Source organism: Streptomyces sp. NPDC015144, assembly GCF_043079735.1.
Lineage (GTDB): Bacteria > Actinomycetota > Actinomycetes > Streptomycetales > Streptomycetaceae > Streptomyces.
Genome location: NZ_JBIBUU010000010.1, coordinates 162196 through 181695, shown reverse-complemented (window position 1 = coordinate 181695; position 19500 = coordinate 162196). Strand labels below are relative to the sequence as shown.

The window sequence follows — 19500 nt, the reverse complement described above, 5'->3', positions numbered from 1 at the left end:
GCCGTCGGCCGAACTCCCTTGACGGAGCGGTGAGCTGCGCGAAAACCGTTCGACGGCTTCCGGCCCGTCCGCCATCATCGGAGCCATGTCCCGGTACGCCTTCCCCGCAGCGCCGTCCGCAGTCGCGGACGCGCCGAAGGCTGCCGCGAACCTGGTCGTCGCAGCTGTCGCGGCAGCGTGCACCGCTGCCGCAGCGCCCTTCGGCGGCGCCCGAAGCTGACCCTCCCCCGACAGTCCGGCGGACCCCGCAAGGGGAGGGTCGGCAGGGCCCCGGGGTCTTCTCCCAGCTTCGAACAGCAAGGAATCCACCATGTCCAAGACGGCTTACGTACGCACCAAGCCGCACCTCAACATCGGCACCATGGGCCACGTCGACCACGGCAAGACCACGCTCACCGCCGCCATCACCAAGGTCCTCAGCGACCGGGGCACCGGCACCTTCGTCCCGTTCGACCGGATCGACCGGGCGCCGGAGGAGTCGCAGCGCGGCATCACCATCAACATCGCGCACGTCGAGTACGAGACCGACACCCGCCACTACGCCCACGTCGACATGCCCGGCCATGCCGACTACATCAAGAACATGGTCACCGGAGCCGCCCAGCTCGACGGGGCGATCCTGGTCGTCTCGGCGCTCGACGGGATCATGCCGCAGACCGCCGAGCACGTCCTGCTCGCCCGCCAGGTGGGCGTCGACCACATCGTCGTCGCGCTCAACAAGGCGGACGCCGTCGAGGAGGGCGACGACGCGGTGCTGACCGACCTGGTCGAGCTGGAGGTCCGCGAGCTGCTCTCCGCGCACGGTTACGGCGGCGACTCCGTGCCCGTCGTACGGGTCTCGGGCCTCAGGGCCCTGGAGGGCGACCCGCGCTGGACCTCCGCGATCGAGGCGCTGCTGGACGCCGTCGACACGTACGTACCGATGCCGGTGCGCTACACCGACGCGCCGTTCCTGCTGTCGGTGGAGAACGTGCTGACCATCACCGGCCGGGGCACCGTCGTCACCGGAGCCGTCGAGCGCGGCACCCTCCGCACCGGCGACAAGGTGACGGTGCTCGGCGGGGAGCAGGACATCGACACGGTCGTCACCGGCCTGGAGACCTTCGGGAAGCCGATGGAGTCCGCGCAGGCCGGTGACAACGTGGCGCTGCTCCTGCGCGGGGTGGAGCGCGGCCGGGTGCGCCGGGGCCAGGTGGTCGCGGCGCCCGGGAGCGTGATGCCGAGCCGCCGGTTCACCGCGCGGGTGTATGTCCTCTCGGGGCGGGAGGGCGGCCGGACCACCCCGGTCACCACCGGCTACCGGCCGCAGTTCTACATCCGCACCGCGGACGTGGTCGGCGACATCGATCTCGGCGAGCTCGCGGTGGCGCGCCCCGGCGACACCGTCGACCTGACCGTCGAACTCGGGCGTGACGTCCCGCTGGAGACCGGACTCGGCTTCGCGATCCGCGAGGGCGGCCGCACGGTCGGCGCCGGCACCGTCACCGCCCTGCTCTGAGCGGCGCGTCCGGGCCCGCCTTCCGCCGAGTGCGGGAGGCGGGCCCACGGGGCGCACCGGATGCCGCGGCGGCCGGCCGGGCACCCCACAATGGGGGAGTGAACGACTCGATACCGGTGATCCGGGACGTGGACCAGGGCATCGCCAGACTTCTCCCCGACGTGGACCGGGACCGGGCCTGGCTGCTCACCGTCGACGGCGCGCCCCAGTCCTACGTCGACCTCGACGCGCCGGACCACCTGGAGTTCGAGTACGCGCGGCGGCTCGCGCACGTCGTCGACTGCGCCGGGGCACCGGGCGCGCCGCTGGACGTGCTCCACCTCGGCGGCGGCGCGCTCACCCTGCCCCGCTACACCGCCGCGACCAGGCCCGGCTCCCGGCAGGACGTCGCCGAGGCCGACCTGGGCCTCCTCGCACTGGTCGGCGAGCACCTCCCGGTCCCCGAGGACAGCGGCATCACCGTCCACGGCACGGACGCGCGGGGCCTGCTGGAGAAGACCCCGCCCGGCTCGCTGGACCTCGTCGTCGCGGACGTCTTCGGCGGCTCGCGGGTACCCGCCCACCTCACCTCCGTCGAGTACGCGCACACAGCCCGGCGGGCGCTGCGGGACGGCGGGATCTACGCGGCCAACCTCGCCGACGGCGCGCCCTTCGGCTTCCTCCGCTCCCAGCTCGCCACCTTCGCCGCCGTCTTCGAGGAGCTGGCACTGATCGCCGAGCCGGCGGTGCTGCGCGGCCGGCGCTTCGGCAACCTGGTGCTCGTCGCCTCCCCGGCCCCCATCGACATCGCGACGCTCACCCGGCGCTGCGCCGCCGACGCCTTCCCGGCCCGGGTCGAACACGGCACCGCGCTGGAACGGCTGGCCGGTGGGGCCCGGCCGGTCGGGGACGGGGAGGCGGTCGCCTCACCCGAGCCGCCCGACGGCGCCTTCAGCATCGGCTGAGACCGGACCCGGGCCCTTCGCCACCTCGGCCGCAGTGGGGGCCCGGGTCAGCCGGCGTACGTCCGGAACGAACAGGACGGCCCCGGTGACCAGCACGATCAGCGCCGCGCAGCCCCACAGCGCCTGACTCCGCCCGACCACCGACTCCACCGGACCGGCGAGCGCGGTGGCCAGCGGCATCATCGCCACTGAGCCGAACCAGTCGTACGCGGAGACCCGGGACAGCTTCTCCTCCGGGATCTCCTGGTGCATGGTCGTCATCCAGGCGACCCCGAACACCTCGATGGCGACCCCGCTGACGAGCATCACCACGCAGAGCGCGCCCACCGGCAGCGGCACCGCCAGGCCCGCCGAGGGCAGCGCCAGCGGGAAGACGCAGAGCGTCCCGGTCAACAGCATCCGCCGCGGCTTCCAGCGCGTCATCAGCAGCGCCCCGCCCATCGTGCCGACCCCGAACGCGGCGAGCGCGAACCCCCAGGGCCGCGCTCCGCCCAGCTCGTCCCGGGCGACCAGCGGGCCGTACACCGACTCGGCGGCACCCACCGCCGCGACGACCACCGAGAACTGCGCCACGATGCTCCACAGCCAGGGGCGGCCGATGAACTCCCGCCAGCCGTCGCGCAGATCGGCGAACAGGCCGCCACCCGGCGCGCGCGGGGGGATGTGGCTGACGTCCAGGAACGCGCGCAGCGCCCCCGCCACGGCGAAGGCCGCGGCATCGACAGCCAGCACCCAGCCCGGGTCCATCGCCGCGATCATCGCGCCACCGAGCGCGGCACCGCCGATCGACGCGCCCTGCATCGCCATCCGGAACAGGGCGAAGGCCCGGCTCGCCTGCTCCCGGTCGACGCTGGACATCAGCATGCCCTCGGCCGCCGGGTTGAAGAACGCCTGCCCCGTCCCGCACAACGCGGTGAGCAGCATCATCTGCCACAGCTGGGGATCACCGGCCAGCACCAGCCAGGCGAACGCGGCCTGCGAGAGGCAGTTGACGGTGTTCGCCGCGACCATCACCCGATGGCGGGGCAGCCGGTCCGCGATCGCGCCGCCGATCAGCAGGAAGAGCACCAGGGGCGCGGCCCTCGCCGCGGCCACCAGCCCGACGTCCCCGCTGTCACCGCCCGCCTTCAGTACGGCGAACGCCGCCGCGATCAACGCGCCATGGGTACCCAGACCCGTGATGATCGCGGCGGCGGTCAGCAGCCGGTAGTTGCGGCCGGAGCGCTGCGGACGGGACGGGGAGGTGGAAGCGGAGGTCACCCGCGGACTATGCCTTCCGCGCCCCGCCCCGTGCCAACCGATTTCCCGGCGGCGGAGCGGTCACTCCGACTTGACGACGTCCACCAGCCGGACCGTGCTCAGGATCTGCTGGATCGTGGCGTCCGACAGCTCGTCCTCGACGCCGGCGGCCCCGTACAGCACCCAGGAGGCGAACTCGTTCTCCTTGTTCTTGAAGGTGAAGGCGATGGCCTTGCCGTCACTGTCGCACTTCTTCACCTTCTTGACGTTCGGGGCGGTCGCGGTGACGACCTGGCCGGTGAGCCCCGACTTGGTGGTGTACTGCTTGGCCTCGGTGAACTTGATGGTGCTCTGCGGCATGTGCTGCGCATAGGCGGCCCACACCCAGGTGCCCGCCTCGCTGTGCGCGTTCTTGCCCGCGTCGGTGGCGCCCTGGGCGCCCCGGGAACCGGCGCTGGCGAGGCTGGAGGTCTCCTCGACGCCGTCCTTGTCGGAGTCGTCCACGCACCAGTTCTTCTTGAGGAACGACGGTGCGGAGAAGCCGATGAGCGGGGAGCCGTCGCCCTTCTTCTCGTCCTCGAAGTAAGACATGCTGCCGGGCTTGCCGACCTCCCAGTCGCCGGGCACGTCGAACTGGGTGCCCCACTTGGGGTTGGTGACGACCTTCCACCCGGGGATGAGGGGCTTGGGATCGTCCCCGTCACCGCGCGGGTTCGCCTCGTCGGAAGCGCTTTCGGACGGCTTGGCGGGTGCCGAGGACTGCTTGCCGTCGGCGACGTCGTCCTTCTTGTCGCCCTTCTTGTTCATCACCACGACACCGGTGACCACGGCGGCCACGACGACTGCGGTCGCCGCGACGATCGCGATGACGGTGTTCTTCTTCTTGTTGTCACCGCCGCCGGGCTGAAGATCCCCGGGCGGGCCGGGCACCGCGTACTGCGGCACGGTCGGCTGCTGGTACGGGTTCGGCTGCGGGTAGCCGGGCTGCTGGCCCTGCTGCGGGTGTCCCGGCTGCGGTACCGGCTGGCCCTGCTGCTGATATCCCGGCTGCTGATAGGGATTCGGCTGCTGGTAACCCGGCTGCTGGTACGGGTTCTGATTCTGGTCCTGCGGGTTTTGCTCGCCCCCGGGCGGCTGCTGTCCTGGCCACATGGCGAGTAACGATAGAGGTGCGGTGGCCGGTCTGCTACGCCCGCCCCCGTGAGCGGACGGTGAAGGAGGCGATCAGCGGCGGTCGCCCGGAAGGCACAGGGATGGCCAAAGATATCTACTCATGAGTAACATCTGGCCATGAGCGCTGAACAGATGACCGTCGGCGAGATGCTCGTGGCGACGGTCCCGATGGCCCGGACCCTCCATCTCGAATTCCTGGAGACGACCCCCGAGCGTGCGGTGGTCCGCCTGCCGGACCAGGCGGAGTACCACAACCACATCGGCGGACCGCACGCCGGAGCGATGTTCACGCTGGCGGAGTCGGCGAGCGGAGCGATCGTGATCGCCGCCTTCGGCGACCAGATGTCACGCGCCGTGCCGCTGGCCGTGAAGGCGGAGATCGGTTACAAGAAGCTGGCCAAGGGCGTCGTCACCGCCACCGCGACCCTCGGACGCCCGGCGGCCGAGGTCGTCGCCGAACTCGACGCGGGCGAGCGGCCGGAGTTCCCGGTGGCCGTCGAGATCCGGCGCGAGGACGGCGCGGTGACCGGTGAGATGACGGTCGTCTGGACGCTGCGCCCCCACTCCTGAAGTTTGGTCCGTCCCGAAAGGGGCCGCCGCCACCTGCCCGACCCGGGGGTGCGCGGCGGCCTTTTGTGTTGTCCCGGCGGTCGCGGAGGCGGGTAGGCTGCCCGCCGTGCGCCGAGGAGTCGCCCGGCGGGCAGCGGACAACAGCTTCGGGAGGAACGGGCGTTGCACATCCAGGAATGGCTGGAGACCATCCCCGCGATCAGCGTCTACGCCCTGGTGGCCGGAGTCATCGGGCTGGAGAGCCTCGGCATTCCGCTGCCGGGCGAGATCGTTCTGGTCAGCGCGGCGCTCCTGGCCGCCGGGCACGACGGGATCAATCCGTGGGTCCTCGGGGCCTGTGCCTCGGCGGGCGCGGTCATCGGTGACTCCATCGGGTACGCCATCGGCCGCAAGGGCGGCCGCCCGCTCCTCGCCCGGCTGGGCCGGAGGTTCCCCAAGCACTTCGGCGAGGCCCAGATCGCGCTGGCGGAGCGGTCGTTCGACAAATGGGGCATGTGGGCGGTGTTCTTCGGCCGCTTCATCGCGCTGCTGAGGATCTTCGCGGGCCCGCTGGCCGGTGTCCTGCACATGCCCTACTGGCGGTTCCTGACCGCCAACGTGCTCGGCGGCATCGTCTGGGCGGGCGGCACCACCGCCGTCGTCTACTCGGTCGGCGTGGTGGCCGAGGCCTGGCTCAAGCGGTTCTCGTACCTCGGTCTGGTGGCCGCGGTACTGGTCGGCATCACCTCGATGCTGATCGTGCGCAGCCGCGCCAAGAAGGCGGCCGAGCGGATCTCGGCGAGCTCCGCACCCGAGGCGTCGGCGGTGCCCGCCGGGGAGTGACGGCCACGGCGCGGCCGCACCGGCCGCGCCCGCCGTACGTTCCCCGCCGCCCGCTCAGCCCTCGTGGGCCAGGCAGTGCGCCTTGGCGAGCTCCACGTAGCCCACCGCGTTGAACCTGATCCCTTCGCGTTCCTCCTCGGTGAGCTGCCGCTTCACCTTGGCGGGGACCCCGGCGACCAGCGAACCCGGGGGCACCTGCATCCCCTGCGGGACCAGCGCCTGCGCCGCGATCAGCGAACCGGCGCCGATCCGGGCGCCGTTGAGGACGGTCGCGCCCATGCCCACCAGGACGTCGTCCTCGACGGCGCAGCCGTGGAGCACGGCGTTGTGCCCGACCGAGACGCGTTCGCCCACCGTGACGGGGAAGCCGGGGTCGCCGTGGACGCTGCAGTTGTCCTGGATGTTGCTGTCGGCCCCGATCGTGATCGGGGCGCAGTCGGCGCGCAGTACGGCCTGGTACCAGACGCTGGCGCCCGCGGCCAGCGTGACCTCGCCGACGACCACCGAGGTCGGCGCCGCGAAGGCCGCCGCGTCGATGTCCGGCTCCTTGCCGCCCAGTCCCGTGATCAACGCCCGCTCCGCCATGGCGTGCTCCTTCCGTGCTCGGGTCCCGTACGACCGGAGCCGTCCGGCCCCGGCAGGGGAACGGTATGCGACGGTCGGCGGACGGCGGCCGAGTGGGGTGAACATCACAGGTCGCCCCGGCGATCGGGCCTCCGGCGCCGACTAGCGTGAGCGCGTGCCGACAATCAGGAACGTGTTCTCCTCCCTCGCCGCCCGGCGGCGCCGTGCCCTGTCCCGGGCCGTGCACCGCGGTTGGCGCTGGGTACGGGAGACGGGCGCGGTCACCGCGGACCGCCCCGGCGCCCTGCGCTTCGGCCGGATCGGCGAGGGCACCCGGCTGGCCTTTCCCCAGGGCACGGTCTTCGGGGAACGGTGGATCGAACTGGGCGCGCACTGCGTGATCGGCGAGCAGGTCACGCTGACCGCGGGACTCATGCCCGACCTCGATCTCGGTCCCGACCCGATCCTGACCCTGGGCGACGGGGTGGTGCTCGGCCGGGGCAGCCACGTGGTCGCCGACACCCGGGTCACCATCGGCCCGGACACGTACTGCGGGCCCTACGTCTACATCACGTCCACGAACCACAGCTACGACGACCCGCACGAACCGGTCGGCCGTCAGTGGCCCCGGATGGAACCCGTCGCCATAGGGCCCGGCTGCTGGATCGGGACCGGGGCGGTGATCCTCCCCGGCGCCACCCTCGGGCGCAACGTGGTGGTCGCCGCGGGCGCGGTGGTACGGGGAACGGTGCCCGACCACACGGTGGTGGCGGGCGCCCCCGCCCGCGCCGTACGCAGATGGGCCCCCGAGCAGGGCTGGCAGCCGCCGATGCGCACCCCCGCCCCGGTCCCGATACCGGCGGACGCCACCCCCGAGCAGTTGCTGGCTTTGGCGGAATCGGCCGTAACGGAGGACCCGCCGACCGAGTGACCCGCGCAGCACAGTGCGGTGCTCCGCGTCGTTCGAGGCGCACCATCCCTACGCCTACCGCAACGAGGCCCCGACCCGGTGGAGATCACCATGGCGGTCTCCGTCCCGCCCGCACGCCGACCCCGCGGCCGGTCCGCGCTCAGCCGCGCGTGCCGCAGAGCACGGGATCGCGGTGGGACGGCAGCCAGTGGGAGGCGAAGTCCACCGCGTCGGTGACGCGGAAGAGGCGGCTCGTCGAGGAACCCACCGGGCCGGTGTTCACCAGGGGGCCGGCGACGCGGGCGAAGTCCGCGCCCAGGGCGGCGAAGTCGCTGTCGTCCAGGGCGATGTCCTCGTACTCCCACCACTGACGTACCCCCGCCCGCGTCACCACGCAGCGGTAGGTCCGGCGCGGCGGGGCGGGTACGCGGTACTCGCCGAGGTGGAAGGCGGTGCAGGTGTCGAAGCCGGTGCCGAGCAGGAGGACCTGGGCCCGGGCGTCGTAGAGCCGGGCCAGGGGCGAGTCCTCGCCGAGATGGCAGTCGGGGCGGTGGCCGGCCAGCAGGCTCCGGGCCGACGGGCCGACCGCGGCGAAGGACGTCTGCGGATGCCCGCTGCGCACCGCGCCCGGGCCGAACCGCACCGCCTCCGCCAGACGGCCCACCGAGGGCGCGGGGGTCGCCGCGTCGAACGGCGGCATGGCCGCCCGCACCGCTTCACGGGCCCGGTCGTCCAGGCCGCGCACCCGGTCGAGGTAGTGCGGGGAGGTGTCGGAGTTCTCCGGGGTGAAGGCGGGCACGACGAGCGTTCCGCCCGGACCGAGCGCGTCCCGCACCGCACCGGCCAGCGCACGGGCCCCACCGCTCACCGGCCCCACCGCGCGCATCGAGGCGTGCACCAGCAGGATTCCGCCGGGCTCCACCCCGAGCGCCGTCAGCTGCCTTGCCAGGCCGGTCCGGGTGTGGGCGACGGCGGGTGCGGTCGAAGTGGTCACAGCGGGCCATTCTCCCAGCGGGCAGCCCGGAGCGACACCACGCACATCCGGACGAACAACGCGGCCCCTCGGCGTCAGCCGCCCAGTGCGGGGATCTCGATTGCGGGGCACCGGTCCATGACCATGTCCAGACCGGCCGCGCGGGTCCGCTCGTACGCCGCCTCGTCGATCACACCGAGCTGGAACCAGACGGCCCTGGCCCCCGCCGCGACCGCCTCGTCGGCGACCGCGCCCGCCAGCTCGCTGTTGACGAACACGTCCACCACGTCGACCGGGAAGGGGATCTCGGCCAGCGAGGCGTAGCCGTCCTCGCCGTGCACCCGCTCCGCCTTCGGATGGACCGGCACCACCCGCTTGCCGAAGCGCTGGAGCACCTCCGCGACGCGGTAGGCCGCGCGCGAGCGGTTGCCCGACAGCCCCACCACGGCCCAGGTGTCGCCGCTGTCCCGGAGAATCCGGCTGATCGTCTCGTCGTCCGCATACATGATCCGGACAACGGACGGCGGACCGGGACCATTCCCGCCCGGGGCATAGGGTGGCCGGATGCAGGAGCAGTACCGGACCGTCGCCGAAGCGGGCGTGCACGAGACCGAGATCAACCGATCGCGCTTCATCTGCGCGCTCGCCCCCGCCGCCACCGAGCAGGAGGCGCAGGAGTTCGTCGCACGCGTCCGCGCCGAGCACCCGACCGCCACCCACAACTGCTTCGCCTACGTGATCGGCGCCGACGCCTCCGTGCAGAAGGCGAGCGACGACGGGGAGCCCGGGGGCACCGCGGGCGTGCCCATGCTCCAGATGCTGACCCGCCGGGAGATGCGCTACGTCGTCGCCGTCGTCACCCGCTACTACGGGGGGATCAAGCTCGGCGCGGGCGGGCTGATCAGGGCCTACGGCGGGGTGGTCGGCGAGGCCATCGACGCGCTCGGCACCGTCACCCGGCACCGGTTCCGGCTCGCCACGATCACCGTGGGCCACCAGCGCGCGGGCAAGCTGGAGAACGACCTCCGTGCCACCGGCCGCTCGGTCCGCGAGGTCCGCTACGCGGAGGCCGTCGTCATCGGGATCGGGCTGCCGGACGCGGACGTGGAGTCCTTCCGGGGCTGGCTGGCCGACGCGACGGCGGGCGAGGCCACGCTGGAGCTGGGCGGCGAGGCGTACGGGGACGCCTGAGCGGAGCGGTTCCCGGACCCCGCGGACACGGCCGGCGGTGATGCGAGACTGTGAGGGGCCGGCCGCGGCGGACGGGCGGCGGAGAAGAGCGATGCGGGTCGGAGCCGGGTCTTGAGAATTCTGCACACGTCGGACTGGCACCTGGGCCGCTCCTTCCACCGGGTCCCGCTGCTCGACGCACAGGCCGCCTTCCTGGACCACCTGGTGGCGACGGTGCGGGAGCGCGAGGTGGACGCGGTCGTCGTCGCGGGTGACGTGTACGACCGGGCGGTGCCGTCGCTGGCCGCCGTCGCACTCTTCGACGACGCGCTGCACCGGCTCGCCGCCGAGGGCGTACCCACCGTGATGATCTCCGGGAACCACGATTCGGCGCGCCGGCTCGGCGTCGGCGCGGGCCTGATCGGACGGGCCGGGATCCACCTGCGCACCGACCCGGCCGACTGCGCCACCCCCGTCGTCCTGCGCGACACCCACGGCGAGGTGGCCTTCTACGGGCTGCCGTACCTGGAGCCGTCCCTGGTGAAGGACGTCCTCGGGGCGGACCGGGCGGGCCACGAGGCCGTGCTGACCGCGGCCATGGAGCGGGTCCGCGCGGATCTGGCGGCCCGGCCGGGGGGCACCCGGTCCGTGGTGCTCGCGCACGCCTTCGTCGCGGGCGGCGAGCCCAGCGACAGCGAGCGCGACATCACCGTCGGCGGGGTGGCCGCCGTGCCCGCCGGGGTCTTCGACGGAATCGACTACGTCGCCCTCGGCCACCTGCACGGCAGCCAGACCCTCACCGAGCGCGTCCGCTACTCGGGCTCGCCGCTCGCGTACTCCTTCTCCGAGGCCGCCCACCGCAAGACCATGTGGCTGATCGAGCTGGACGCCCCGGGCACCGTCACCGCCGAGCGCGTCGACTGCCCGGTGCCCCGCCCGCTCGCCCGTATCCGCGGACACCTCGACCGGCTCCTCGACGACCCCGCCCTGGAGCGGCACCGCGACGCCTGGGTCGAGGCGACGCTCACCGACCCGGTCCGCCCGGACGAGCCGATGGCCCGGCTGGCCGAACGGTTCCCGCACACGCTCAGCCTCGCCTTCGAGCCCGACCGGGCGCCCGACGACCCGCTCGCCTCCTACGCCCAGCGCCTCAGGGGGCGCGACGACCAGCAGATCGCGGAGGACTTCGTGGCCCATGTACGCGGTGGCGCCGCCGACGCGGCGGAACGCGCCGTGCTGCGCGACGCCTTCGACCACGTCCGGGTGACGGACGGCCTGCGCGAGGTGAACCCGTGAGGCTGCACCGGCTCGCCGTCACCGCCTTCGGGCCGTTCGGCGCCACCCAGGAGATCGACTTCGACACGCTCGCCTCGGCCGGGCTCTTCCTGCTGCACGGCCCCACCGGAGCGGGCAAGACCTCGGTACTCGACGCGGTCTGCTACGCCCTCTACGGCGCGGTGCCCGGCGCCCGCCAGAGCCCGGGCACCTCCCTGCGCAGCGACCACGCCCCGGCGGATCTCGCCACCGAGATCAGACTGGAGCTGACCGTCGGCGGCCGCCGCCTGGAGATCACCCGGCGCCCCGCCCAGCCCCGCCCCAAGAAGAAGGGCAGCGGCTTCACCACGGAGCGGGCCCAGAGCTACCTGCGGGAGTACGGTCCCGACGGCGGCTGGCGGCCGCTCAGCCGCTCGCACCAGGAGATAGGCGAGGAGATCACCGGGCTCGTGGGGATGAGCCGGGAGCAGTTCTGCCAGGTGGTGCTGTTGCCGCAGGGTGATTTCGCCCGTTTCCTGAGGGCCGACGCCGAGGCCCGGGGCAAGCTCCTCGGCAGGCTCTTCGACACCCACCGCTTCGCCGCCGTGGAGGACCGGCTGGCCGAGCTGCGCCGTCGCGCCGAGACCAGGGTCAGGGCCGGGGACGAGCGGGTGCTCGCGGTGGCCCAGCGGATCGCCCAGGCCGCCGGACCCGCCGGGCACGAGGTCCCGCTCCCCGAACTCCAGGCCGGTGACCCGGGGCTCACCGACGGCGTACTGGAGTGGGCGGCGACGGCCCGCAGCGCCGCCCGCGAACGGCTCGACATCGCCGGCTGCGTCCTCGCGGCGGCCGAGGGCCGTCAGGCAGCGGCCCGCCGGACCCTCGACCGCACCCGTGAACTCGCCGCACTCCAGCAGCGCCACGCCGAGACGCTCCACCGCTCCGCCGCGCTGGAGACCCGCCGCCCCGAGCACGACCAGCACCGTGAACGCCTCGCCCGGGCCCGCCGGGCCGAACTGGTCGCGCCCGCCCTGGAGCTGTGCGAGGAGGCCGAGCGCGCCCACCGCACCGCCTGCCGGGACCGCGACCACGCCCGCGCCGCACTCCCCGCCGACCTGGCCGAGGCCGGCGCCGAACAACTGGCGGAGCTGGAACGGCGGCTGCGCCAGGAGCTCGGCGCCCTGGACGCGGCCCGGCGCGCCGAACGGCGCAGCGCCCGGATCGACACCGAGCGGGCCGCACTGGAACACCAGGCCAGGGCCGACGACGAGCTCATCCGCGAGGCCGAGAACTGGCTGGCCGGCTGGGCCGCCACCCGCGACGCCCTGCACGCCCGCATCGAGGCGGCCCAGGACGCCGCCACCCGGGCCGAACAGCTCGCCGGCCGACTGGAACCGGCCCGCGCCCGGCTGGCCGCCGCCCACCGGCGCGACGCGCTCGCCGCCCGGGTCTCGGACGCCACCGACCGGCTGACCGGGAGCCGGGAACGTGCCGCCGCCGCCCACGAGACGTGGCTGGACCTCCGCGAGCGGCGGCTCCGCGACATCGCGGCGGAGCTGGCCGCCGAGCTGGTGGACGGGGAGGCGTGCAAGGTCTGCGGCTCGGCCGAACATCCCCGGCCGGCCCGTGCCGCAGATGGACATGTCGACAAAATGACCGAGGACCGGGCGCTGGCCGCGTACCGGGACGCCGAGGACGCGCGGACCCGGGCCGACCGCGAGCTCGCGGCCGTGCGCGAACAGCACACGGCGGCCCGCGCGGCGGCGTCGGAACCCGGAACGGCGCCGGGGGAGCGGGCTGCCCGCACCGAGGGCCCGGCCGTACCCGCCGACGACCCGACGACCGCCGAACTCGCCGCTCTCGTCGACCGCCTGACGGCCCTGCACGCCGAGGCCCACCGCACCGCGTCCGGCTCCCACGCCGCACGCGAGGCGCTCGCCGCAGCCGAGCGCGAACAGGCCGAACGCCTCGACGGACGCCGCCTCGCCGAACGCCGTGCCGCGGCCCGCACCTCCCAGCGCGAGGCACTGGACCGCGAACAGGCCGCCCTGGAGGCCGAGCTGGCGACCGCCCGGGGAGACGCCGCCGACGTCGGCGAACGCGCGGCCCGGCTGGAACGCCGGGTCGCGCTGCTCGCCTCGGCCGCCGAGGCGGTGCGCCAGGAGGAGGCGGCCGCACAGCGCCGCAAGGAGGCCGACGGCCGGCTCGCGGACGCCGCGTTCCGGTCCGGGTTCGACACCCCGCGGGAGGCCGCCGGGGCTCTTCTCGACGGGGCCGCGCAGCGCGAGCTCCAGCACCTCGTCGACGCCTGGCAGGCCGAGGAGGCGGCGGTGGCCGACCGTCTGGCCGAGGCGGCGACCCGGGACGCCGCCGACCGCCCGCGGGCCGACGTGGCAGGGGCGCAGGCCGCGTACGACTCGGCCGAGCGCTCGCTGCGGGACGCCGCCGCCGCACTGGCCGCCGCCCGCGAACGCGCCACCGAGCTCGACCGGCTCTCCCGGGAGGCCGAGCGGGAAGTACGTGGACTGGGCCCGCTGCGCGAGGAGTACGACCGGGTGGCCCGGCTGGCCGGGCTCACCGCCGGCACCTCCGCGGACAACGAGCGCAGGATGCGGCTGGAGTCGTACGTGCTCGCCGCCCGGCTCGAACAGGTCGCCGCGGCGGCCACCGTCCGGCTCCGGAGCATGTCGTCCGGGCGCTACACACTGGTCCACTCCGACGCCCGCGCCGGCGGCCGCCGGTCGGGCCTGGGCCTTCATGTCGTCGACGCCTGGACCGGCCGGGAGCGGGACACCGCGACGCTCTCGGGCGGCGAGACCTTCTTCGCCTCGCTCGCCCTGGCCCTCGGTCTCGCCGACGTCGTCACCGACGAGGCCGGCGGCGTACGGCTGGACACCCTCTTCATCGACGAGGGCTTCGGCAGCCTGGACGAACAGACCCTCGACGACGTGCTCGACGTACTGGACTCGCTGCGCGAACGGGACCGCAGCGTGGGCATCGTCAGCCATGTCGCCGATCTGCGCCGCCGCGTCCCCGTCCAGCTCGAAGTGGTCAAGGAGCGGCAGGGCTCGGTGGTGCGGCACCACACCGCCGGGGTACGGACCGGCTGACGACGGCGTGCGGGGCGGCCGGGCCGAGGTCCGGTGCGGACCCGGAGCCCGGCCGCCCCCGGGGCGGTCAGAGCCGGGACAGCTCCTCGACGAGGTCGTCGAGCCCGAGCGGACCCTGCGACAGCGCCGCCATGTGCCAGGACTTGGCGTCGAAGGCGTCGCCGTGCGCCTTGCGGGCGTTCTCCCGGCCCAGCAGCCAGGCCCGCTCGCCCAGCTTGTAGCCGATGGCCTGCCCCGGCATCGAGAGGTAGCGGGTCAGCTCGCTCTCCACGAAGTCGGCGGGGCGTCCGCTGTGGCTGCCGAAGAACTCCTGCGCCAGCTCCGGGGTCCAGCGCTCGCCCGGGTGGAAGGGGGAGTCCGCCGGGATCTCCATCCCCGCGTGCATGCCGATGTCCACGATCACCCGGCAGGCCCGCATCATCTGCGCGTCCAGGTAACCGAGCCGGCGCTCCGCGTCCGGCAGGAAGCCCAGCTCGTCCATCAGCCGCTCCGCGTAGAGCGCCCAGCCCTCGCAGTTGGCGCTGACCCCGCCGATCGACGCCTGGTAGCGGGAGAGGCTGTCGGCCACGTGCACCCACTGCGCGATCTGGAGATGGTGACCGGGCACCCCCTCGTGGTACCAGGTCGACACCAGGTCGTACACCGGGAACCGGGTCTCGCCCATCGTGGGGAGCCAGGTGCGCCCGGGACGGGAGAAGTCCTCGGAGGGGCCCGTGTAGTAGGGGGCGGCCGCGCCGCCGGGCGGGGCGATCCGGGACTCCACCTTCCGTACCCGCTCGGCGAGTTCGAAGTGGGTGCCGTCGAGTGCCTCGATCGCCTCGTCCATCAGCTTCTGCAGCCAGGCCTGCACCTCGTCCACCCCCTCGATGTGCGTGCCGTGCACATCGAGGTGGGCCAGCGCCTCCCACGGGCCGGCACCGGGCAGCACCTTCTCGGCCTCGGTCCGCATCTCGCCGAGCAGCCGGTGGTACTCGGACCAGCCGTACGCGTACGCCTCGTCGAGATCCAGGTCGGTGCCGTTGAAGTACCGCACCCAGCGCGCGTAGCGCTCGCGGCCCACCGTGTCGGGCGCGCCCTCGACCGCCGGGGCGTAGACGTCGCGCATCCAGTCGCGGAGGGACGCGACCGCCTCCGTGGCCCGATCGGCGCCCTTGTCCAGGTCGGCGCGCAGCGCCTGCGGGCCCTCGGCCACGAATTCCTGGAAGAAGCCGTCACGGCCCTGGCCCGCCCACTCGTCGAGCTGGCCGATGAACGTGGCCGTGGCGCGCGGACCGCCGTACAGCCCGCGCTCCAGACCGAGCGCCAGCGAGGCGCGGTAGCCCTCCAGGGAGGCGGGCACCGCGTTGAGCCGGTCCACGATCGCGGCCCAGTCCTCGTCGGTGTCGGTCGGCGTCACCGTGAACACCTCACGGACGCTGTGTGCCGGGGAGGACAGGTTGGAGACGGTGCACAGCCCTTCACCGGCCTCGTGAACGGCGAGTTCCGCCGTGAGGCGCTCGCGCAGCAGCCGGCCACAGCGGCGCTCGACCTCGCTGTCCGCGCCGGGCAGTTGTTCGGCGGCGTCGAGCTTCGCCAGGGTGGTCCGGGCGAGCTCGGCGAGGGCCTCCTGCCCGGCGGGGGAGAAGTCGGGAAGGCGGCGCGAACTCTCCGCGACACCCAGATATGTTCCGGAGACCGGATCGAGTTCGATGAACGCGTCGACGTAGGCGTCGGCGACCTGACGGGGCAGCGCGCTGCTGGGAGTGTCTGACATGCGGACATCCTCGTACGGCGACGGCCTCCGCGTCACATCGTTACGCCGCCGCGTCACATGGCCGGGCCGCCGCTTCGCGTCGTTGGGCCCCGGCGGCCCGGCGGCCCGGCGGTCCGGTTGTGCGGCCGTTCGGCCCCCGCGTCATGTTTTTGTCCGGTCCTGCGTCACGTCGTCCGGTCCCTGCGGTCCGGTTCCGGTGGCTCCGCGGCCGGTGGCAGCAGCGGACCGCACTCCCACTGCTGGAATATCAGCCTCGTCTCGACCCGCGCCACCTCGCGGCGGGAGGTGAACTCGTCCAGCACCAGACGCTGCAGATCGGCCGTGCCGGTGACCGCGACATGGACCAGATAGTCGTCGGGGCCGGTCAGATGGAACAGTGCGCGGGACTCCGGCAGTGCCCTGATGCGCTCGACGAACGGGCCGATGAGCTCCCTGCGGTGCGGCCGGACCTGTACGGAGAGCAGCGCCTCCAGACTCCGGCCGAGCCGTGCCGGGTCCAGCCGCAGCTGGTGGCCGAGAATGACGCCCGAGCGGCGCAGTCTGGCCACCCGGTCCAGACAGGTCGACGGAGCCACCCCGACCTCGGCGGCCAGTTCTCGGTACGTGGTCCGGGCATCGTTCTGCAGCAGCCGCAGAATGTGCAGGTCCACCGGGTCGAGAGCGACAGAATCGGCCATTGGCCGAACGTAGCACGGGCGTTGCGCCGGACCGGCCGGTACATGTTCAGAGTGGGGGCATGGACACCGAAACCCCGACGGCGCCCCCGGTTCCCGACCGGTCCCGGGCGCTCGCCACCGAAGCCGTGCACGCGGGCCGCGACGACCTCGCCGCCCTCGGACTGCACACCCCGCCGATCGATCTGTCCACCACCTACCCGTCGTACGACTCCCGGGCCGAGGCGGAGCGGATCGACACCTTCGCCACGACCGGCGCCCGGCTCGAAGGACCGCCCGTCTACGCGCGGCTGGACAACCCGACGACGGCCCGGTTCGAGACCGCCCTCGCCCGGCTCGAAGGAACGGAGAGCGCCGTCGCGTTCGCCAGCGGAATGGCGGCCCTGACCGCCGTGCTGCTGGCCCGCGCGAGCATGGGACTGCGTCATGTGGTCGCCGTCCGCCCGCTCTACGGATGCAGCGACCACCTGCTCGGCGCGGGGCTGCTGGGTACGGAGGTGACCTGGACCGACCCGGCGGGCATCGCCGAGGCGATCCGCCCGGAGACCGGGCTGGTGGTGGTGGAGACCCCCGCCAATCCGACGCTCGCCGAGGTGGACATCCGGGCGGTCGCCCACTCCTGCGGTTCGGTGCCGCTGCTCGTCGACAACACCTTCGCCACGCCGGTGCTCCAGCGGCCCGTCGAGCACGGCGCCCGGATCGTGCTGCACAGCGCCACCAAGTACCTCGGTGGGCACGGCGATGTGATGGGCGGTGTGGTGGCCTGCGACGAGGAGTTCGCGGCCCGGCTGCGACAGGTGCGCTTCGCCACCGGGGGAGTGCTGCACCCGATGGCCGGATTCCTGCTGCTGCGGGGCCTGGCCACCCTTCCGGTACGGGTACGGGCGGCGTCCGCGACCGCCGCCGAACTCTCCCGCAGGCTGACCGCCGATCCGCGTGTCGCCCGGGTCCACTACCCGGAACTGGGCGGTGCGATGGTCTCGTTCGAGGTGCACGGCGATCCGCACCGGGTGATCTCGGCCGTACGGCTCGTCACACCGGCGGTCAGCCTCGGCAGCGTGGACACCCTGATCCAGCACCCGGCCTCCATCAGCCACCGCATCGTGGACGAGGGGGACCGGCACGCCTCCGGCGTCGGGGACCGGCTGCTGCGGATGTCGGTCGGCCTGGAGGACGTGGAGGACCTGTGGGCCGACCTCGACCAGGCGCTCGGCGCGCAGTACGCCGAGCACCCGGTGGCCGCGACCGGCCAGTCAGCGACCGGTCAGTCAGCGGCCGGCCTGCTCGTACGGGGGCAGTGAACGGACCGGCGTCGCGTCCAGCCGGGCCGTGACGACCAGGGTGCCCTCCTCGATCTGGTAGTCCAGCGGAAGGGCGAGCGAGCGCATGGCCGCGACCATTCCGGTGTTCGATGCCTGGGTGACGGCGTAGACGCTCTCGCAACCGGCCTCGATCGCGAGTGCGACCAGTCGGCGCAGGAGCTCGGAGCCGATGCCGCGGCGCTGCCAGTCGTCCTCGACGAGGAGGGCCACCTCGGTCTCGTCACCGTCCCAGAGCAGGTGGCCGAGCGCGACCAGCCGGCCCGAGGCGGTCTGTACGGCGAGGGTGCGGCCGAAGCGGGGGCCGAGGAGGTGGTCGAGGTAGCGGTCGGCGTCCTGGACCGGACCGTGGTAGCGCATCCGCAGCGTCTGGTCGGAGCAGCGGTCGTGCATCGCGCGTGCGGCCGGGAGGTCGGTCGGGTCGGCACGGCGTACGGTGATCTCGTTGCCCTCGGGCAGGGTGAGCACCTGCGCGCCGCGTGGGACACGGGGGCCGAGCCTGGCATCGAGTTCGACCAGGGCACGTGCCCGGGCGAACTCGGTCGGAGTGAACGGAAGATGCGGTCGCTCGACCGTGAGGGCGCCTCCCGAGGGGTCGTGCAGCCGCATCACCGTTTCCTCCAGCACTCCTTCGACGGGGGTGACCGCGCCGGTCCTCCGGCCGGTGGCCGAGACGGCGGGCAGCGAGCGAATGGTGCACCGGCCGAGCAACTGCCGCAGGGCCAAGGGGAGTTCGGCGGCATCGAGTGCTGTACGGGTGGCGAGGCCCAGGACGCGGGTCGGGGCGTCGACCAGATCGTGGGCGTCGGCCCGCTCGATCCAGGTCGAACTGCCCCCGGCCGTGGAGACCGCCCGGCCGAGCTCCCGCGCGGGAAGCCGTGCGGGGGCGCGCAGCAGGAACTCGTCCACCGTGCCCCGGGCCAGCGGGTGGGTCTGGAGGGTGAGGATGTCCACCCGGTGCCGGGCGAGGGCGGCGCACACCACGGCCAGGCTGCCGGGGACATCCCGGACCGTGGTCCGCATCCGCCACAGCGCTGTGCCCTCGACGGTCTGTGCCCGGCCCGCACCGGCCACCGCCCGCGCCCCGGTGCCGGTGTCGGTGCCGGCGCCGGATTCAACCTCGGCACCGGTGTCCGTGTCGGACGGGGACGGGAATGTGGCCGGGGCCGGGGCCGGACTTGCGCCGGTGGTGTCGTGCGGTGGCGGGGCGTGGCTGTGGCGGCGGGCCCACCAGGTGTGGAACCCGGCCGTCACCGCCAGCGCCAGCGCCGAGACGATCAACAGGTACGGCCCGCCCGGCTGGTGACCGATCAGGTTCGCGACGGCGTCGGCCACCGCGACCGCGGTGAAGACCGCGGCCAGCTCGATCACGTCCCGCCGCCAGTGGTGGCGGCGATGGGCGGTCTTCGCGGATGTCGTGTCAGTCATGCACTCACTCTGACCGAGAGTTGTTGCCTGACCACGAACACGCTGTGACCGATGGGTTACATGTGCGCCTGATCCCTTTCAGGTCGATTTCGTCCCTGG

17 protein-coding genes are annotated in these 19500 nt (G+C 73.5%); 9 read left to right on the top strand and 8 right to left on the bottom strand.

The features are described 5' to 3' along the window. The first annotated feature begins 310 nt into the window (after positions 1-310). On the top strand, positions 311-1498 hold the full coding sequence (tuf, locus tag ACF08W_RS19205) for an elongation factor Tu (protein ID WP_392279926.1): 1188 nt from the start codon (positions 311-313) through the stop codon (positions 1496-1498). 98 nt (positions 1499-1596) lie between these two features. After that, complete coding sequence (locus ACF08W_RS19200; protein ID WP_385213911.1) at positions 1597-2442, top strand: spermidine synthase; 846 nt, start codon at positions 1597-1599, stop codon at positions 2440-2442. Here the strand turns inward: ACF08W_RS19200 and ACF08W_RS19195 are convergent. Together ACF08W_RS19195 and ACF08W_RS19190 are read right to left on the bottom strand one after the other, a co-directional pair. Next, the gene (locus ACF08W_RS19195; RefSeq protein ID WP_385213908.1) at positions 2404-3702 is read right to left on the bottom strand and encodes an MFS transporter; all 1299 of its coding nucleotides are present in this window, start codon (positions 3700-3702) and stop codon (positions 2404-2406) included. The genes ACF08W_RS19200 and ACF08W_RS19195 overlap by 39 nt on opposite strands. 60 nt (positions 3703-3762) lie before the next feature. Continuing rightward, positions 3763-4833, bottom strand: coding sequence for a hypothetical protein (locus ACF08W_RS19190; RefSeq protein ID WP_392279925.1), 1071 nt, complete (start codon positions 4831-4833; stop codon positions 3763-3765). A gap of 153 nt (positions 4834-4986) precedes the next feature. Here ACF08W_RS19190 and ACF08W_RS19185 point away from each other — a divergent pair, with 153 nt between their 5' ends. Both ACF08W_RS19185 and ACF08W_RS19180 read left to right on the top strand, forming a co-directional pair. Continuing rightward, positions 4987-5424: a DUF4442 domain-containing protein gene (locus tag ACF08W_RS19185; RefSeq protein ID WP_352274547.1), complete on the top strand. Its 438-nt coding sequence runs from the start codon at positions 4987-4989 to the stop codon at positions 5422-5424. 162 nt (positions 5425-5586) lie between these two features. Continuing rightward, positions 5587-6246 (top strand): DedA family protein, encoded by a 660-nt coding sequence (locus ACF08W_RS19180; RefSeq protein WP_352274305.1) that lies wholly within the window; start codon positions 5587-5589, stop codon positions 6244-6246. Between the two features lie 54 nt (positions 6247-6300). On the opposite strand, the gene ACF08W_RS19175 is transcribed toward ACF08W_RS19180, so the two are convergent. Beyond that, positions 6301-6831 carry a gamma carbonic anhydrase family protein gene (locus ACF08W_RS19175; protein ID WP_392279924.1) on the bottom strand — a complete coding sequence of 177 codons (531 nt, stop codon included), beginning with the start codon at positions 6829-6831 and terminating at the stop codon, positions 6301-6303. A 154-nt stretch (positions 6832-6985) separates the two neighbouring features. Between ACF08W_RS19175 and ACF08W_RS19170 the strand changes: the two genes are divergently transcribed. Next, positions 6986-7741 (top strand): acyltransferase, encoded by a 756-nt coding sequence (locus tag ACF08W_RS19170; protein ID WP_392279923.1) that lies wholly within the window; start codon positions 6986-6988, stop codon positions 7739-7741. 139 nt (positions 7742-7880) lie between these two features. Here the strand turns inward: ACF08W_RS19170 and ACF08W_RS19165 are convergent, their stop codons facing one another. Next, complete coding sequence (locus tag ACF08W_RS19165) at positions 7881-8714, bottom strand: aminoglycoside N(3)-acetyltransferase (protein WP_392279922.1); 834 nt, start codon at positions 8712-8714, stop codon at positions 7881-7883. A 74-nt stretch (positions 8715-8788) separates the two neighbouring features. Beyond that, positions 8789-9199 (bottom strand): CoA-binding protein, encoded by a 411-nt coding sequence (locus tag ACF08W_RS19160; protein ID WP_352274309.1) that lies wholly within the window; start codon positions 9197-9199, stop codon positions 8789-8791. 58 nt (positions 9200-9257) lie between these two features. On the opposite strand from ACF08W_RS19160, the gene ACF08W_RS19155 reads away from it, so the two are divergent. The 3 genes from ACF08W_RS19155 to ACF08W_RS19145 all read left to right on the top strand — a co-directional run bounded on the left by ACF08W_RS19155 (position 9258) and on the right by ACF08W_RS19145 (position 14227). Beyond that, positions 9258-9884, top strand: a complete 627-nt coding sequence (locus tag ACF08W_RS19155) for a YigZ family protein (RefSeq protein WP_385213894.1) — start codon at positions 9258-9260, stop codon at positions 9882-9884. A gap of 111 nt (positions 9885-9995) precedes the next feature. After that, positions 9996-11159: an exonuclease SbcCD subunit D gene (locus tag ACF08W_RS19150; protein WP_392279921.1), complete on the top strand. Its 1164-nt coding sequence runs from the start codon at positions 9996-9998 to the stop codon at positions 11157-11159. Then, complete coding sequence (locus ACF08W_RS19145; protein WP_392279920.1) at positions 11156-14227, top strand: AAA family ATPase; 3072 nt, start codon at positions 11156-11158, stop codon at positions 14225-14227. The genes ACF08W_RS19150 and ACF08W_RS19145 overlap by 4 nt, the downstream gene beginning before the upstream one ends. Before the next feature lie 67 nt (positions 14228-14294). Here ACF08W_RS19145 and ACF08W_RS19140 read toward each other — a convergent pair whose 3' ends face one another. Together ACF08W_RS19140 and ACF08W_RS19135 are read right to left on the bottom strand one after the other, a co-directional pair. Continuing rightward, positions 14295-15980, bottom strand: a complete 1686-nt coding sequence (locus ACF08W_RS19140) for a DUF885 domain-containing protein (RefSeq protein WP_392279919.1) — start codon at positions 15978-15980, stop codon at positions 14295-14297. Positions 15981-16144: 164 nt separating this feature from the next. After that, positions 16145-16657 carry an Lrp/AsnC family transcriptional regulator gene (locus ACF08W_RS19135; protein WP_392279918.1) on the bottom strand — a complete coding sequence of 171 codons (513 nt, stop codon included), beginning with the start codon at positions 16655-16657 and terminating at the stop codon, positions 16145-16147. 59 nt (positions 16658-16716) lie between these two features. On the opposite strand from ACF08W_RS19135, the gene ACF08W_RS19130 reads away from it, so the two are divergent. After that, positions 16717-17955, top strand: a complete 1239-nt coding sequence (locus ACF08W_RS19130) for a trans-sulfuration enzyme family protein (protein WP_392279917.1) — start codon at positions 16717-16719, stop codon at positions 17953-17955. Here ACF08W_RS19130 and ACF08W_RS19125 read toward each other — a convergent pair. Then, on the bottom strand, positions 17923-19401 hold the full coding sequence (locus ACF08W_RS19125) for a GNAT family N-acetyltransferase (RefSeq protein ID WP_392279916.1): 1479 nt from the start codon (positions 19399-19401) through the stop codon (positions 17923-17925). The two genes, ACF08W_RS19130 and ACF08W_RS19125, sit on opposite strands and share 33 nt — an antisense overlap. Between the last annotated feature and the right edge of the window lie 99 nt (positions 19402-19500).

Coding starts and splice junctions, on each gene's coding strand:
- ACF08W_RS19160 (WP_352274309.1), bottom strand. CDS start 9,199: ATGTATGCGGACGACGAGACGATCAGCCGGATTCTCCGGGACAGCGGC.
- ACF08W_RS19185 (WP_352274547.1), top strand. CDS start 4,987: ATGACCGTCGGCGAGATGCTCGTGGCGACGGTCCCGATGGCCCGGACC.
- ACF08W_RS19140 (WP_392279919.1), bottom strand. CDS start 15,980: ATGTCAGACACTCCCAGCAGCGCGCTGCCCCGTCAGGTCGCCGACGCC.
- tuf (WP_392279926.1), top strand. CDS start 311: ATGTCCAAGACGGCTTACGTACGCACCAAGCCGCACCTCAACATCGGC.
- ACF08W_RS19155 (WP_385213894.1), top strand. CDS start 9,258: ATGCAGGAGCAGTACCGGACCGTCGCCGAAGCGGGCGTGCACGAGACC.
- ACF08W_RS19135 (WP_392279918.1), bottom strand. CDS start 16,657: ATGGCCGATTCTGTCGCTCTCGACCCGGTGGACCTGCACATTCTGCGG.
- ACF08W_RS19125 (WP_392279916.1), bottom strand. CDS start 19,401: ATGACTGACACGACATCCGCGAAGACCGCCCATCGCCGCCACCACTGG.
- ACF08W_RS19130 (WP_392279917.1), top strand. CDS start 16,717: ATGGACACCGAAACCCCGACGGCGCCCCCGGTTCCCGACCGGTCCCGG.
- ACF08W_RS19175 (WP_392279924.1), bottom strand. CDS start 6,831: ATGGCGGAGCGGGCGTTGATCACGGGACTGGGCGGCAAGGAGCCGGAC.
- ACF08W_RS19190 (WP_392279925.1), bottom strand. CDS start 4,833: ATGTGGCCAGGACAGCAGCCGCCCGGGGGCGAGCAAAACCCGCAGGAC.